The following is a 13,831-nucleotide window of genomic DNA, read 5'->3' as shown; positions in this document are numbered from 1 at the left end:
TATAGGGTTGGTAAAAAGGGAAGGCTGAGTTTCCTGAATCAGCACTCCCTTTTGTAAAAAAACCCGTCGTATTAAAAACAGGCGGAAAAACATATGGACCACTTGCACAAAAAGACGCTGATGAAAAATTAATATTTTCACTACCAGGGGAACAATACTGAATGTTCGAAGAATCATATTCCATTATTGTTGCCCCAGCGTCTTGGGGGGCATTTTCAATCAAAGGATTTAATTGATCCGGAGGACGATTTACATAATTTTCATCATACCCAAATCCACTTTTCATTTTTGGATCGTTTACTAAAATTGGGCTTCCCGCCGAATGAGTTCTTTGCCAAAAATATATCTGTGAATTCCCAATAATTGCCATCGCATCAAAGCCATTTTGAAATAAAGAATTTTCGTCTGATATACACCCAACTTCCTTGCTCAAATTCCCTTTGAGAAATTGATCCACTGTCACTGTGACAACTTCATCAAATGTCCCTATTTGTGGACCACTTGAAAAATAAATACTTACGGGCACAGAGGCGACAGGAACCCCAGGCAAGGGATCGGGCGTGAACTGCGGAAATAATATGACGTCATCCACAGGATTGGATTGACACCATAAGGTTGACAATGAAGAAAAAAATAATATTAGAGCCAGAATATTTCTAAACACGATTACGCCTTATTAAAATTACTTTTTGGAGTATTTCAATCGCATAACGTAAAGCCCCGTTGGACTTCCTTCGAAAAAATAAATATTTCCGTCCGGCGTGACCTCCAACGGTACATAACCACCTGGGTAATTCATGGAAAATTTCGGGTTAATGTCGAATTGGAATTTGACATCCCCATTCAATCCCAGCTTTATTACGCGCGAGTCCCAATCCCGATTCGCCTTAATATATAGGCGGATGTATACATTCTTTTCATCATCAACTTGCAAGATGGTTGGATAAAGAAGCTCTTCGTTTTCTTGCCAAACCAAAATTGACTTCTTTGTTCCACCTAAACTTTCCAACCCCGAAACATAAACTTTATTTACACCGTCCTTTTTCACCAACTTCGCAACCACATTCCTTCTTGCTCCATGCCAATCTTTAGGTTCGCCCTTCTTTTTCCAATATTCAGGATCGAAAACAAAAGTATTTTCCTTATTTTTTTTCTGGAAATGTCTATGGAGTGCACCACCATAAATTGAACCGTTATCTAGCGTCAACTCGTCTCTTGGAATGGTGATTTCTTTTTTTAATCGAAGACTTTCATCATATAGATCGATTTTATTCTCGAAAATATTTCCAATAATAACCTGGTTGCCCTGTGTTTCCATTTTTCCGCCGGAAGCTAACAAATCACCATACTTACCAGGATCCAATGGCAAGAATCCAATTTCGTGGTTCCCAGGATCGAATTTTTTTATTCCAGCATCTGTTTTGTTACCGACATTAAAATAGATATAAATATTTCCGTTTTCATCGACCCTAAACCCTTTTGGTCCTGAACGACGCCAATAATATTCGTCTTTATTTAGATATTTTCTTCGCTCTTCGAACAAGGGGATCTCCCCTTTGCTCTTCCCCCAAGGAATAAATAAATAGTTTTCTTTTTTATATAAATCCATTTCGACTTCTTTGGCCTTGGCTATGGTGGATACGGACATACAAAAAAGTGCGAATATAGCGATTAGATGAACCGGAGACATATAATATGAATCGTGATTTATTTTCATTTTCTTTTCCTCATTCTGATCACCGTCTTTAATCCTTTGCATTTCCTTTCACTCAAAACCAATGGAAATATCGGAGGCGAGATCGGACATTAATTGTAATTCCCCCCCCCCCCGATCCTTCTTCTTTTGATTCCATAGTCGTCTTTTCCCCGCTCACTTTACTGCCCAGTTCACCTTACTTCCAAAGACTATTGATCCTATCGGACCCACTGTTTCCCTTATGTAAAACCGCCCGAATTCTGTCCATTTATCCATTCGGCTGATCGCATTCCTTTATTTTGGACTTCTTTCCAACCTCTTCCCCACACCGTCAAATACCTGCCCCGTAAAAGCCATCCATTTTCAAATCCTTCTTGACCCTTCCATTTTCCACCCTTCCTGCCGTTTTGAAGATCTGCTCGATCTTTCCCAACACCCTTCTTTCTTTTGATGTCAGAATATCTAGCGTCATCCATAAACCCAGGGGGATCCCATGAAGAGAGTCGAACTTTTACTTATCCCGGTGATCGCCGGTATGGCGCTTAGTGCATATGCTAATTCTGCCTCTCTCCATTCTTCCCAACGCACCAGGCCGAATGTCCACCAGTTCGATATTCGTTTAAGGATCCAATTTCGTTTGGTCCAAAAGGGTCTTAAAACCGGGAAATTGACCCAAGAACAAGCCGATACCCTGAAGTCCAGCTTGAGGAGCGCCCGCCAACAAGAAAATGAAATGCTGCAACAGGACGGACACCGGGACTTGACCAAAGATCAAATGACACAATTGAACACTTTATTGGATAAGAACTCTCGATCGATCGGCGAAGGCGTTTCTAAAAACTAGAATCGGCGCGAAACGATCATCTTCAAAGCTAAGTAATAATAGACCCATCCACTCTTTCAACTTTTTCCCGATTTAGCGGTCTTTCCGGATATGGCCTTCGTCCCCCGCTCCCCGGTCCGTATCCGGATGGCGTCCTTCACTTCAATAATAAATATCTTCCCGTCCCCCGGCTGGCCCGTGTAGGCCGCATTCACGATGGCCGAAACGACCTTCTTCTGGTCCTTCCCTTCCACCACGATCTCGATCTTGGTCTTGGGCAGAAAATTGACCCGCATCCCCTCGGGCCAATCGGAATGAAGGCCCTTCTGCCGGCCGTGGCCTTCCATTTCGGTGACCATCATGCCCGGATAGCCGATCCGCCTCAGGCGGGCTTGCACGTCCTCCAGCTTTTCAGGACGAATAATGGCTTCGATCTTCAACATGGCGGCCCTCCCGGCTTCTGATATCGGGTACCCCTAAAGAGCTATGCCCTTCAGGGATGCCGGATGTCGGAAACCCGGATCGTGACTTAAAACAACAAAGGGCCGGCCTTGGCGGGGCCGACCCTTCGTTGCACTACTGGAGGAGAGAGAGAGAATGGCTTGGTTCCCTTTCCTCCACCCGGAGAACCTGCCCCGCCCTTTCGGGCGGGACCGATCCTTGGGATCCCCCTATCAACTAGAAGCTGAACACCATGCTACCAGTGGCAGTGACCTGGCTGTCGGCATTGCCATTTCCAAAAGCAGTCTGAGCAACACCACCCTTGAGATAGGTATCAAACCGCCCTTCCAGTCGAGCTAAAACGTTCGGTGTCAGCTGATTTTGGACGGTCAAAGTGGCTTCGCGATATTCAGCTTGGATGCCACCGGGACCCGAGGAAGATCCATCACCCAAGAGAAGGTCAGTCCCATTGTTCATGACTTCTTCCAAACGAAGAGCTAATCCCCAGCCATCGCTGAGCATCAACTGACCGTAGAGAGCAAAACCGAGGTAGGAAGCGGCATCGCCGACTTTCGGTGTTTGGTTCCCAAATTGCGAATCCAAGACCAAAGTAAAATCTTTGATCCCCGAGTAAGAGATAATGGCTTCCGCAACCAAGGTCGGGAGGTCCACCGCGCCGAACGGCTCCGGACCAAAGACACCATTCAAAATGATGCTCAAGTTGGATTCGGCCGGAGTGATCTTGGCTTGCAACCCAAAAGTCTTGTCGTTGTAAGAATAAGAGGAAGAAGTTTCGTTCCACCCATTATTCACATAAGCCGTGATCCCAAATTGCTCGCTGGGGGCCACGCCGACGCTGAACCCCGTATGATAGAGGGGAATAGCGTAGAACAGGATCGAGCGGCTGTAGTTCATGTTCAAATTGCTCTCCACAACCTCATTACCAACCCAGGTCATGTATTTTCCGAACATGAAAGTCCATTGCCCTTTCGTGATCGTCAAATTGGCGGAACTAACAGCCAAACCACCTTCCCAATTGGCCGTATAGTCAACACCGTAAAGCGCCGCGGCCGTTTGACCGTACATCAACACGATGTTGGCGGAAGCATCGCCCGCCGTAATTTTCGTGTTCAACTCGGCTAAACCAAGCGTGTAATCATCATCGGAGACAGGGAAACCATAGAGCGACCCGTTTCCCGCACCATTGACGTTATTCGCACTATTCGTGAAGTTATACGAATAGTAAGTATCCACCAAACCCCCAACGGTGACTTTCGGGGCGGCGGCATCGTCGGCCAAGGCCGGAACGGACAGCCCGGACAAGGCGATCGAGGCCAAAAGGCTGAACAGCTTGATCGTCTTTTTCATCTCATCCTCCTTGGATTAAAAACCGCCCCCCCAGCCCTTGCCAGGGACAAGAAAAAGGGGAACGTCAGACCAGCGCTAAGGGATAGAGCAAGGCTTGTGCCACGAAGTCAAAAATAAGAAAAGTGAAAAACCCTTAAAATTCAGAGGATTTCTAAGTGGCTAATACATTTAGACAAATCAATTTCAGCGCTAATTCCTACTTATGTAAGATATTACAATTTTGTGACTTTCGCCTTATACGCATTTTTCGGCCATTTCCACAAAAGTCTTCTACTTAATTCAACTTCAACCTCAGTAGCTAGAATGGCCCACGTCTTCGAATGAATCAAACGATAGATTCCCCATCCTGATGTCACTACTAATTTGTCCACCACCTGGGTAAGTGAAAGTTGCTTTTACATATGGGTTGGTAAGCCCTGTATAAGTAACCCCGATGCTTTGACCAGCCGCAACTGCATAAGGACCATAAGTCGCCCCTCCTGGTGGGTCGCTAGACCCTATCTGATAAGAAATGGTGTATAGGCTTATTCCACAATCATTAGCCGAATCCACCCTCATATAACAAACTTCTTGAGATGGTCCGCCACCCAATGAATGTTTATCCATGAGTGCGGTTACGGGAACTGACCAGCCTTTGGTTATGACTGCTCCCGTAGCAGTTATTGGATTACCCGACATATCGTTTGCTGCCAAAGTCAAACTTATTGGCTGAGCGTAACAGCTAGTTTTTGAAATAGTTACAGCTGCAAAATAGGAGTTTCCTCCTCCAAATTGCCAAGAATTGGGATTTAAGTAACTAAAAGATAGTAGGTTTGGAAGCCCACTCATGGTTACCGTAACTGGAACGTCCAAATTTCCCGATTGACTGTAAGTAACTGTTAATGGCAAGAAATTCGGGATGCTCAAATTCATCGTCTGAGAAACTGGGCTTACAGAAACTATGTTTCCGGTCGCTGAAAAAGTAACAGCATATTGACCAGCTCCAGATATAGTTATTGGGATTGTACTTTGCCCATAGGTTCTTCGAACCGGCGTCGTAACACCTGAGGAAACCACTTGATAACTGACACTCTGGGCCGGCACTTCGGCCAACCAAATTCCACTTAATAAGTTTTCGGGATTGAATGCAGCATAACCAACTACCGGCTGCGTGGTAGCAAATCCGAAAGTAACACCTCCTGGCTCTATCAAAGAAATGGAAACACCCTGAACAGCTCCAGAACTAACAATGGCGGAATCCTGAACGTATATTTCAATTGTTCCAGACTGCGGAGTGGGCGTTACAGTTGGTCTATCCAGTCCCAATGGAGCGTTGATCCCAAATGGATGGTCCGTTTTATTGCAGCCTAAGATCTGGATGGAACCGATCAAAGAGATGGTCACAACCGAAATGACCGTTAAATATTTCAAATATTCCCGCATAAATAGCCTTCCGGCCAAGAATGAAAATCGCACATTAATTGACGTTTTTGTGCCATCTCAGCCATAAAAATTTAATTCAGGTTGCACAATTAATATTTCCAATTATAAATTTGTCAACCTCTAAAGTTGCCTTAATTTTAAGCTCCACATTTTTGGAAGGACTTTCATGAATAAATTATTAACGAGTGTATCTCTGGTCCTTTTTTTGTGCTGTTCTTCAATTTTTGCACAAGAAACTTCTTCCAGCAGTTTTTTCAACGAAAGTCCTGCCGAATCAAAATGGATCGCTCCGCCCCCTGTTGACGCGAACAATCGAGTCCTTCTATTCGACCTACAGGCCGCTTTTCAGCATGATGAAGACGTCAAGGATCAAGCCTTTTCCATGCTGGATCTTTCCCTGAAGAGACCACTTGATGAGAATTCAATATTGGCCGATGGCTTGCTCCGATTCCGAAAGAACCTTTCGAACGATGATCAAGCCAGCTCGATCGACCTTCGTCTTGCCCGCATTTCTTATCTGGAGCCCTGGATCCAAGTGACGCTCGGCCGCTTTGACCTGTTCCAAAATATCTCTTCCAACCACTTCTTCGGGGCTTATCCCGTCATGGGACTTCACCGGGTCGACGGGATTTGGGTTTCCTTACCGATCAATTTTTTCTTTAGTTTCGGCCCCGCCAAAGAGAACAAGTCGGAGGATTCTTCCCCCTTGGCCCTCAGCTTTTTTTACACGCCAAGCCTTTTTTCCGCCCAGCAAGTCCAATACGACAACACCCAGACCTTCTGGTTATCCCAGTTGAAATTCCGCCTAGAGGGCTCCGATTTCTCCCCGACCCTCAAATTGAATTTCGGTGGATCAGCTTCCGATTTCTTCGACTATTCGTCATTAAATGGCTCCTATACAGCGTCCATTTCCACGGAATTGATCTTCCGGCAAAATTATTCCCTCACGGTGGAGGCCAGTTCGCAGAATATCGACCGCCTCCAAGATACCGGGGTTATCGCCCTGGGCCTTCAAGCTTCCCGCTTAGGCACCTGGGGTTCTTTCTCCCTGGATCAAATTTCCTTAGAAGCCCAACTTCCCATTGGAAATTCCCTCTTGAACCCCTTTACCGGTGGCAACGCCTTTTCTCCCAATCTAGCTCAAGCATCCCAAGCCGCCTGGTACGCCAAGATCCGGGCAAGGCTCAAGGTCCTATTCATTGAGCTGCATTTGACCAACAACCAAAATGATTACACCTTGGCACGACCGGCTGTTGGCGCCATTGCGATCCCCTTCAGCGGCGCTTTCGGCCCCGGAAATGAAACGGATGGAGCAGGGACTTTGTTGCGGGCCTCTTCGTATAACAACATAGCCGCCATGATCCGAACCGGGGTCGAGTTTTGATCCGCAAACCCTGGCTGTTGTTTCTATTCATGGTCCTTCCTTGTCTCCTTCGCGCTCAAATTCCTTCGATAACCCCATCCGGTCATCAGGATGCGGCTTTCTCATATCAAACCAGAACTGTATGGGGCTTGATCAAAGCCATGGTCAAAACTCAGGAGAAGGAGTTCGACTTGACCGTCCAATCGGAAGCTCCCATGACCGGATGGATCCTGAAAAACGAAAGCGGAAGTCAAACACTGGGAAAAGGTGGCCTGGCAGCCACTTATCAATTCTCGACCAAGATCCAAAGAGCCTTTCAAGGGAACTTCAAATTGACGGTTTTTCTAAGCACTGAAGAAGATTCCGTGCCTGTAGCCCTCCAATTAGGCTCCAAGAAAACCGCGACCGGTTTGAATATCCCGGCTGAAGCGCAGGAAGAATATGACGAAAACCCCGACCACCCTTACCACGCAATGGTCCACAGCCTCTATGAGCAGGCCGTTAACGATCTATCGAAAGGGGACCGGTATCGTGCCCTTTCTCACCTGAAAAAAGCCGCCGAACTGGATCCTTTGCAGCCCCAGGTGCGGAATTTATTGGAAAAGACGGAAGGCACTCCCCCTCATCCCGCGGTCGATCAAGTGGAACAAGCGCGAACTGTTTGGAAAAGTGGGGATCAGGAAAGAGCCTTATCCCAGTTGGACGATATCCTTGCGAACGATCCGAATAACGAAAATGCATTGGCCTTAAAAAAAGAAATTATCAGAAAGCGCAAGAAGGAACATTCCCAATACACCCCGAAAAAACCACGAAAGGCCGAAAAGACCCCAACCCCCATCAACGAAAAAGAAACACAGGCCAAAGCCGATCAAGCCTACAACTTGGGTTTGGAAAGTTACCGCAAGAACGATTACGCCGCCGCCAAGAAGTTCTGGGAAGAGACCCTTCGCATCCTCCCCACCCACCCCCAAGCCCGGCGGAACCTGGAGCGGCTCCAGCAGGACCACCCCGAGCTGAAGTGAGCCATTTCCAAGGTCTTTTCCGCCCGCCCCCGGACCCCCCCGCCGCCCTTATAATGCCCCCACGTTCTTATCTCGGATCAGGAGGGTCTTCGTGAAGCGATCTTTTCTTTCGGTGATGTTCCTTCTTTTGCCGGTCGCCCTTTTCGCCCAAACCGCCACCTATTACTCCGGTTCATCCGATCATCCTGTCATCACGGTCGACCTGACGGCCCAGTCGGGCTCCTTTTATTTCAACGCCACCTCCATTTACCCCGTCACGCATTGGTCCTTGAACAAGCAAAGCGATCCCAAGGAAGGCATCAGCGGGAACGCCGAGGGACGGAAGAGTTTCAGGGGAGCGGTTCAAAGTCCAATGACCGAGAACTACATTTTGACGGTCAGTATCAGCACGGGCGGGACCTCCCGGGTGACCTTGACCCCACCGAAGGTCAAGATCCAGGCGAAGAACATCAAGAAACTAACGAAGGTCAACGCCCACCCTCTGAAGAAAGCTCCTTCGATCCAGCTGACCCACTGAGGGCTTGACCGCCTTTTAGGCGGGGTTCAGGCCCCCGCCCATTTCCCCCAGCAGGTACCGGATCACGTCCTGGGCCCCATAGGAACGCTTCCCCTGCCCCACGAACATCCGGATGCGGGCGATGTCGTCGCCCGACGTGACCAGGGGTTTCTCCGCCCCGCCGTCCTTGCGCATCTGGGCCAGGCCGATATTGGCCATGAGGCCGTTGCAAAGGCACTTGCGCCCCTCGATCTCCGCCGGGTCCCCCTCTTTTTGCAGGAACACTTCCTCCGGTTCGCCCGGGCAACGATAGCCGATGGTCCCGTTCCAGCGCTTGAAGACCTGCCGCAGGTAGCCCAGGTCGCAGACCTTGGTCCGGGCCTCGTAGTCCTCTTTTTCCGAATGGGTCCCCTCCAGCTTCACGACCTTGAAAGGGAAACCCGTGGGCGACGCCTTGGGGTCGGTGAAGACCTCGATCTTCCCCTTCAGCACCTTGTCCACCACCCATTGCTTGAGGTTCTCCGTCAGCCCCGATTCGCGGCAATAGGCGAAAAGGGTCCCCACCTGGATGCCCGCCGCGCCCTTGGCCAGGGCCTCCTTCAACTTGTCGGGCCTTCCCCAGGCGCCCGCCACCCAGAAGGGCAGGCCCAGCCCGCGGATGCCTTCCAAATTCACCTCGTCCCTCGTGCCATAGACCGGTTCGCCTTTTTCGTTCAGCTTCAAGGCGCCCCGGGGCGGCGCGTTGTGGCCGCCGGCCAGGGGGCCTTCCACCACGAACCCGTCCACCTTGCCGTTGGATTTCTTCGCCAGGGTCATGGCCAGCACCTCCGAGGCCACCACCGCCAGGAACTTGGGCCGCTTGAGGGTCTCCGGGATCTGGCTCATGAATTCCCAGGGATCGAACCGCATCCAATGCTCGTCGTCCTCGCCCTCGCCCTGCACGTTGATCCGCAAGGCGACCGCCTCATGCCGGGCCAGTTGGTCCAGAAGGGCCGGGATGGCCCGGGGGATGCCCGCGCCCATCATCACGTAATCCACCCCCGCCAGCATCGCGCCATATAAGGAAGGCAGGGTCGGCATCTGGACCTTCTCCAGCAGGTTGATGCCCACCAGCCCCCGGTGGCCTTCCTTGGCCAGGAAGACCTCGCAGAAATTGGCGGCCAGGGTCAGTTCCTCCAGTTCGCGGGGCGGCTGGAGCGAATAGAGCGGGACCGGCTTATAAGCGGCCCCCTTCGCCTTGCCCCCGGGGATGAAATACCTGGCCAGGATGCGGTCGGCGATGAGCCTTTCGGGGAAGGCCTCCAGGGCCCGGCGCATGGAGCCGTCCAGGTCCCCGTCCAGCAAACGGCGGGCGAGGATATTGTCGAGGGCCGTGGAGGACACGACCCCCAGTTGGCCGGCTTGGGAGACCGCGCGGGCCAGGCGCCAGTCGGAGACGCCGGCGCCCATACCGCCTTGGATGATCATCGGTTCGGACATGCTGGAGGTTCCTTTAGTGGGATGGATCAAGAACGGAAGGGCAGGAAATACGGAAGAACACGGGGATCCTTCACCTTCGACGCCCCTCAGGATAGGGAGACGGGAAGTCGGCCAATATGATGGCCCTCATAGAGGCCGCCTCAGTGCAGGTCGGCCTTTTGCCGCCACTCGCAACTTCCTTGGGGCGGCGGCGTGGAACGGACCTTGGGGTAAAGGATCTCGGCCTCGACCCGGAAGTGCCGCTTGACCTCCGTTTCCAGCCGCTGGAGGTCGAAGAGCAGGTAACGGATGGGGATCATGCCTTCCCCGGGGTCCTCGAACCCCCCGGTCCCCTTGCGGATCCCCTTGAGGAGCTCCAGGGCCTCCCGGTCCTCCCCTTCCTGTTCCAGGAGGCGCCGGTCCAGTTCCATCGTCCATTGGTCCGGGGTCATGGCCAAAGGGATGGAAAGGCAGAAGGGGAAAAGTTCCCGGCCCTCGTGCTTCATGTGCCGCTCCAGGGCCGGCCGGAAACGCCGGAAATGGGCGAGCCATTCCAGGACCTCCGAATGGCCGTCCCCCGCCGTTCGCAGGACCGATTGGAAAAGGTCCTCCAGCCGGGGCATCTCCCGCTCCAAAAAATGGTGGTGGGTGAGGAGGATATATTCGATGAGCTCCGGGGGGTCCATCCCTTCCAGCACCCGGTCGTCCAGGAAGGCGCCCTCCCGGTCCGCCTCCCGCAATTGCCCCAGCAGTTCCTGCAGGTCCAACCCGTTGCGCAGGCAGGCTTCGGTGAGGGTGAGGGAGCCGGCGAAACCGTAATCGATATGGAACCGGTCGAACACCCGGATATACCGGGGGTGTTCCTCGGCCATGCGGCCGATGGTGTTCAAGGGGTCCAGGAAGATCATTTTTTCCCCAAGGTCCCCCAGGGGAGGTCCGCCAAGGAAGGCTTGCGCGGCCCCTGGCCCGCGCAATGGGCCCGCACCTTGGGATAAAGGATGAAGTTCTCGTCGTGGATGTGGCGGTGCAGTTCGGTCTCCATGCGCACCAGGTCGTGGAAAAGGTCCCGGGTGGCCGCCCCGGCGTCGCCCGGCAGGCGGTAGCCCCCGGAGATCCGGCGCAGTTCGTTCAGGTCCACCATCACCCGCTCCTCCTCCGCCTCGAAGACCCGCACCAGGCTCTCCATCTCGTCGATCTGGGCCAGCCCCGCGGCCGGGCTGGCCGCCAGGTCGATGAAGTAGGGGAAAAGATTTTCCTCCTCCTCGCGCATGTGCCATTCGAGGGAGGCCCTGAAGTCCTGGAAGGGCCCCAGCAGGTCCCGGAGCGCCGGGAGGGCCGCGCCGTCCGCCCGACCCGCCTCGCCCAGCAGGCCTTCCAGCCGATGGAGCTCGCGGCGGAGGAAGCTGTGGTGGGTGGCCAGGATGTAGCCCACCATTTCGGGGACGCCGAACTGTTCCAGGACCTCCTGGGGAAGGAAGTGGGAATCCCGGTCCATCTCCTCCAGTTCCTGCACCAGGGACCCCAGGTCGATGCCGTGCATGGCGCAGGCCTCGGTGAGGGTCAGGTTGCCGGCGAAACGCAGGTCGATCCCATGGTGGTGGAGGAGCTTGGGCAGGCCCGGTTCCCGGGAAGCGAGTTTTTGGAGCGGTTCGTGAAGGTCAGGAAGGGACATGGCCGTTCCCCGCCGGGGCCATCGGCCCCGCCGCGCCGCCGTGGACCTGGTCGGCCCCCTGGGCGCCCTCGTTCTCCAGTTCCAGCACCTTCTGGAAGAGGATCTCGGACTCGACCGCCATGTGACGCCGCAGGTCGATCTCCAGCAGGCGCAGTCGGTGGATGAGGCTACGGTAGGCGTCCCCCGCGCCCGCCGGGTGATGGTACCAACGGGTGGCCTGACGGATGGCGTTCAGGTCCTCGACCAGGTATTCGTCCTCCTGCCGGACCACCTCGGTGAGCGCCTGGAGGCTTTGGTCGCCCAAGAGGACGGCCTTCGGGTCCTCGGCCAAGGTGGCGAAATAGGGGAAGAAGTGCCGCTCCTCCTCGCGCATATGGGCCCGGAAGGTCTGGATGAAACGGCGGACCTTCAATTGAAGGGGAAAGAGTTCCGGGAACCGGGACCCGTCCTCGCGCAGGGCACTGTCCAGGTCCTTCTCCAGGTGGGGCAGTTCCTCGTCCATGAAGTGGTGGTGGTTCACGATGATGTAGGCGATCAGTTGGCGGATGTCGTAGGCCCGCAGGACCGAGTCGTCCAGCAGGCGGCTGTTGTCCCGCAGGCCCGACAGCATCACGGTGATGGCGAAGGGGTCCGTGCCCAGGTTGCGGCAGACGGCGTCCATGGGCGTGCCCCGCACCGTCTCGAAATCCAGGTGGAAGCGTTCCAACAGCAAAAGGGTCTCGGGGGCCTCTTCGACCCACTCCTCGACGGTCTTCCCGAAATCGGTCCGTAACATGGGCCCCTCCCTTCCGCAGGGTTCGACCCATTTATAGGCGGAAAAGGGGGATCGGATTATGACTTGGGTCAGAGGGAAAAAAGGGCGAACAGGCCCGAAAACCTATCCCGCGGCGGGGCCCTTCAGGATGCCTAGGGCCACCGCCTTGCGCAGCAGGATGTTGTTCTCCAGGTGGATATGGCGGTGGTTGTCCTGGTCCAGGCCGTCCAGGGCCTTGGAGAAGCCCTCCAGGAATTCCGAGCCCGGGTCCAGGACCCTGAAGTGGAAGACCAGCTTCTTAAGCTCCAGGAAATCACGGTCCATGAAATGGTGGTCCATCAGCACGTGATGGATGGCCTCCCGAAAATCCCGTCCATGGTCCTCCATCCCCTTGCCCAGGCGGTTGCGCTCGATCCAGACCAACCGGGGGAAGACCTCGATCTCCTCCTCCAGCAGGTGGCGGCGGAGGGATTCGTCCAGGCCGAGGAAATGCCTCTTGAGGACGCTGACCTGGGTCTCGGCCTGGCCGTCGCCCCCCACCCCTTGGATCAGGTCCTCCATCCTTTCGAGCTGGCCGCGGACGTAGGAATGGTGGCGGCCCACGATGAAATGCACGATGTCGAAGAGGCTGGAATTCTCATCGACGTCCGTCAGGAACGGTTGGGGTTTTTGGGCTTCCAGTTCCCGCAGGACCTGGGCCGTTTCCAGACCCGCCTCCTGGCAGGCCTGGGCGAGGGACCGGTGGCCGCGCTGGTAATAATCCAGCTGGTGGGCCTCGAAGACCGGGATGTAGTGGGGGCACTCCACGGCCAATTGTCCGATGGTCTTATCCGGAACGGGGGTCACGACGAAAACCTCCTGGCTGATATTCCACGATTTTATATCCGGGCGCCCGTTTTACGGAAAGGGACAATTGGCCGGCCCCAGGCCCGCCACCCCACCGCCGCCCAGGCCAGGCCGCAGGCGATGGCCCCATCCTTCGGGGACAGCGGCGCCACCCGGAAAACCCCGGCCAAGGCCGGGACCTCCAGGATCAGCACCAGGCTGGCCGCCACCAGGGGGAGGACCACCCAAAAAACGGCGGTCCGCGGCCAGGGCACCTTCCACCAGGGCCGCACGCCCGCCCTTTCCGCCCAGGTCAAGAGGAGGATCCCCAGGACCAGCACCGTCAGGCCCGCCCCGCGCGCGTAGGCCTCCCCCGCCGGAAGGCGCCGGGCGAAGAAGGCCAGGGTCGCCAGGGTGAGCAGGAGGCCCGACAGCGCCGACCGCAGGACCTCGGGCCGCGACAAGAAGGGGGCCGCCGGGTCCCGTGGGGG

14 protein-coding genes are annotated in these 13,831 nt (G+C 54.1%); 4 read left to right on the top strand and 10 right to left on the bottom strand.

Features of this window, described 5'->3' with window-relative positions; all coding sequences use genetic code 11:
• Positions 1-682 precede the first annotated feature (682 nt).
• A complete protein-coding gene (locus VHE12_00070; GenBank protein HVZ79173.1) occupies positions 683-1,759 on the bottom strand; it encodes a hypothetical protein in 1,077 nt (358 codons plus the stop codon).
• A 430-nt stretch (positions 1,760-2,189) separates the two neighbouring features.
• Between VHE12_00070 and VHE12_00065 the strand changes: the two genes are divergently transcribed.
• Positions 2,190-2,540: a hypothetical protein gene (locus VHE12_00065; GenBank protein HVZ79172.1), complete on the top strand. Its 351-nt coding sequence runs from the start codon at positions 2,190-2,192 to the stop codon at positions 2,538-2,540.
• 56 nt (positions 2,541-2,596) lie between these two features.
• Here the strand turns inward: VHE12_00065 and VHE12_00060 are convergent, their stop codons facing one another.
• From VHE12_00060 to VHE12_00050, 3 genes are all read right to left on the bottom strand, one after another.
• Positions 2,597-2,962 (bottom strand): P-II family nitrogen regulator, encoded by a 366-nt coding sequence (locus VHE12_00060; protein HVZ79171.1) that lies wholly within the window; start codon positions 2,960-2,962, stop codon positions 2,597-2,599.
• A gap of 235 nt (positions 2,963-3,197) precedes the next feature.
• Positions 3,198-4,328: an outer membrane beta-barrel protein gene (locus VHE12_00055; protein HVZ79170.1), complete on the bottom strand. Its 1,131-nt coding sequence runs from the start codon at positions 4,326-4,328 to the stop codon at positions 3,198-3,200.
• Between the two features lie 291 nt (positions 4,329-4,619).
• The gene (locus VHE12_00050; protein ID HVZ79169.1) at positions 4,620-5,750 is read right to left on the bottom strand and encodes a hypothetical protein; all 1,131 of its coding nucleotides are present in this window, start codon (positions 5,748-5,750) and stop codon (positions 4,620-4,622) included.
• A 166-nt stretch (positions 5,751-5,916) separates the two neighbouring features.
• On the opposite strand from VHE12_00050, the gene VHE12_00045 reads away from it, so the two are divergent.
• The 3 genes from VHE12_00045 to VHE12_00035 all read left to right on the top strand — a co-directional run bounded on the left by VHE12_00045 (position 5,917) and on the right by VHE12_00035 (position 8,652).
• The gene (locus tag VHE12_00045; protein HVZ79168.1) at positions 5,917-7,134 is read left to right on the top strand and encodes a hypothetical protein; all 1,218 of its coding nucleotides are present in this window, start codon (positions 5,917-5,919) and stop codon (positions 7,132-7,134) included.
• Complete coding sequence (locus VHE12_00040) at positions 7,131-8,135, top strand: hypothetical protein (GenBank protein ID HVZ79167.1); 1,005 nt, start codon at positions 7,131-7,133, stop codon at positions 8,133-8,135. The genes VHE12_00045 and VHE12_00040 overlap by 4 nt, the downstream gene beginning before the upstream one ends.
• 91 nt (positions 8,136-8,226) lie before the next feature.
• A complete protein-coding gene (locus tag VHE12_00035; protein HVZ79166.1) occupies positions 8,227-8,652 on the top strand; it encodes a hypothetical protein in 426 nt (141 codons plus the stop codon).
• Positions 8,653-8,667: 15 nt separating this feature from the next.
• On the opposite strand, the gene VHE12_00030 is transcribed toward VHE12_00035, so the two are convergent.
• The 6 genes from VHE12_00030 to VHE12_00005 form a co-directional block, all read right to left on the bottom strand.
• Positions 8,668-10,110 (bottom strand): nitronate monooxygenase, encoded by a 1,443-nt coding sequence (locus VHE12_00030; GenBank protein HVZ79165.1) that lies wholly within the window; start codon positions 10,108-10,110, stop codon positions 8,668-8,670.
• Positions 10,111-10,250: 140 nt separating this feature from the next.
• A complete protein-coding gene (locus VHE12_00025) occupies positions 10,251-10,997 on the bottom strand; it encodes a DUF542 domain-containing protein (GenBank protein HVZ79164.1) in 747 nt (248 codons plus the stop codon).
• Entirely contained in the window at positions 10,994-11,761 is a 768-nt protein-coding gene (locus VHE12_00020) for a hemerythrin domain-containing protein (protein HVZ79163.1), read from the bottom strand. The genes VHE12_00025 and VHE12_00020 overlap by 4 nt, the downstream gene beginning before the upstream one ends.
• Positions 11,748-12,536 carry a hemerythrin domain-containing protein gene (locus VHE12_00015; GenBank protein ID HVZ79162.1) on the bottom strand — a complete coding sequence of 263 codons (789 nt, stop codon included), beginning with the start codon at positions 12,534-12,536 and terminating at the stop codon, positions 11,748-11,750. The genes VHE12_00020 and VHE12_00015 overlap by 14 nt, the downstream gene beginning before the upstream one ends.
• A 102-nt stretch (positions 12,537-12,638) precedes the next feature.
• Positions 12,639-13,361: a DUF542 domain-containing protein gene (locus VHE12_00010; protein ID HVZ79161.1), complete on the bottom strand. Its 723-nt coding sequence runs from the start codon at positions 13,359-13,361 to the stop codon at positions 12,639-12,641.
• Between the two features lie 32 nt (positions 13,362-13,393).
• Positions 13,394-13,831: cation transporting ATPase C-terminal domain-containing protein (locus VHE12_00005; protein HVZ79160.1), on the bottom strand; the 438-nt coding region annotated here is incomplete at its 5' end.

The sequence above is a fragment of the bacterium genome (assembly GCA_035549195.1).
Classification (GTDB): domain Bacteria; phylum Oederibacteriota; class Muellerivitia; order Muellerivitales; family Muellerivitaceae; genus DASZRK01.
Note: the sequence above shows the minus strand (reverse complement) of the source record. Positions and strands in the feature narration are given on the sequence as shown.

Coding starts and splice junctions, on each gene's coding strand:
- VHE12_00070 (HVZ79173.1), bottom strand. CDS start 1,759: ATGCAAAGGATTAAAGACGGTGATCAGAATGAGGAAAAGAAAATGAAA.
- VHE12_00065 (HVZ79172.1), top strand. CDS start 2,190: ATGAAGAGAGTCGAACTTTTACTTATCCCGGTGATCGCCGGTATGGCG.
- VHE12_00060 (HVZ79171.1), bottom strand. CDS start 2,962: ATGTTGAAGATCGAAGCCATTATTCGTCCTGAAAAGCTGGAGGACGTG.
- VHE12_00055 (HVZ79170.1), bottom strand. CDS start 4,328: ATGAAAAAGACGATCAAGCTGTTCAGCCTTTTGGCCTCGATCGCCTTG.
- VHE12_00050 (HVZ79169.1), bottom strand. CDS start 5,750: ATGCGGGAATATTTGAAATATTTAACGGTCATTTCGGTTGTGACCATC.
- VHE12_00045 (HVZ79168.1), top strand. CDS start 5,917: ATGAATAAATTATTAACGAGTGTATCTCTGGTCCTTTTTTTGTGCTGT.
- VHE12_00030 (HVZ79165.1), bottom strand. CDS start 10,110: ATGTCCGAACCGATGATCATCCAAGGCGGTATGGGCGCCGGCGTCTCC.
- VHE12_00025 (HVZ79164.1), bottom strand. CDS start 10,997: ATGATCTTCCTGGACCCCTTGAACACCATCGGCCGCATGGCCGAGGAA.
- VHE12_00020 (HVZ79163.1), bottom strand. CDS start 11,761: ATGTCCCTTCCTGACCTTCACGAACCGCTCCAAAAACTCGCTTCCCGG.
- VHE12_00015 (HVZ79162.1), bottom strand. CDS start 12,536: ATGTTACGGACCGATTTCGGGAAGACCGTCGAGGAGTGGGTCGAAGAG.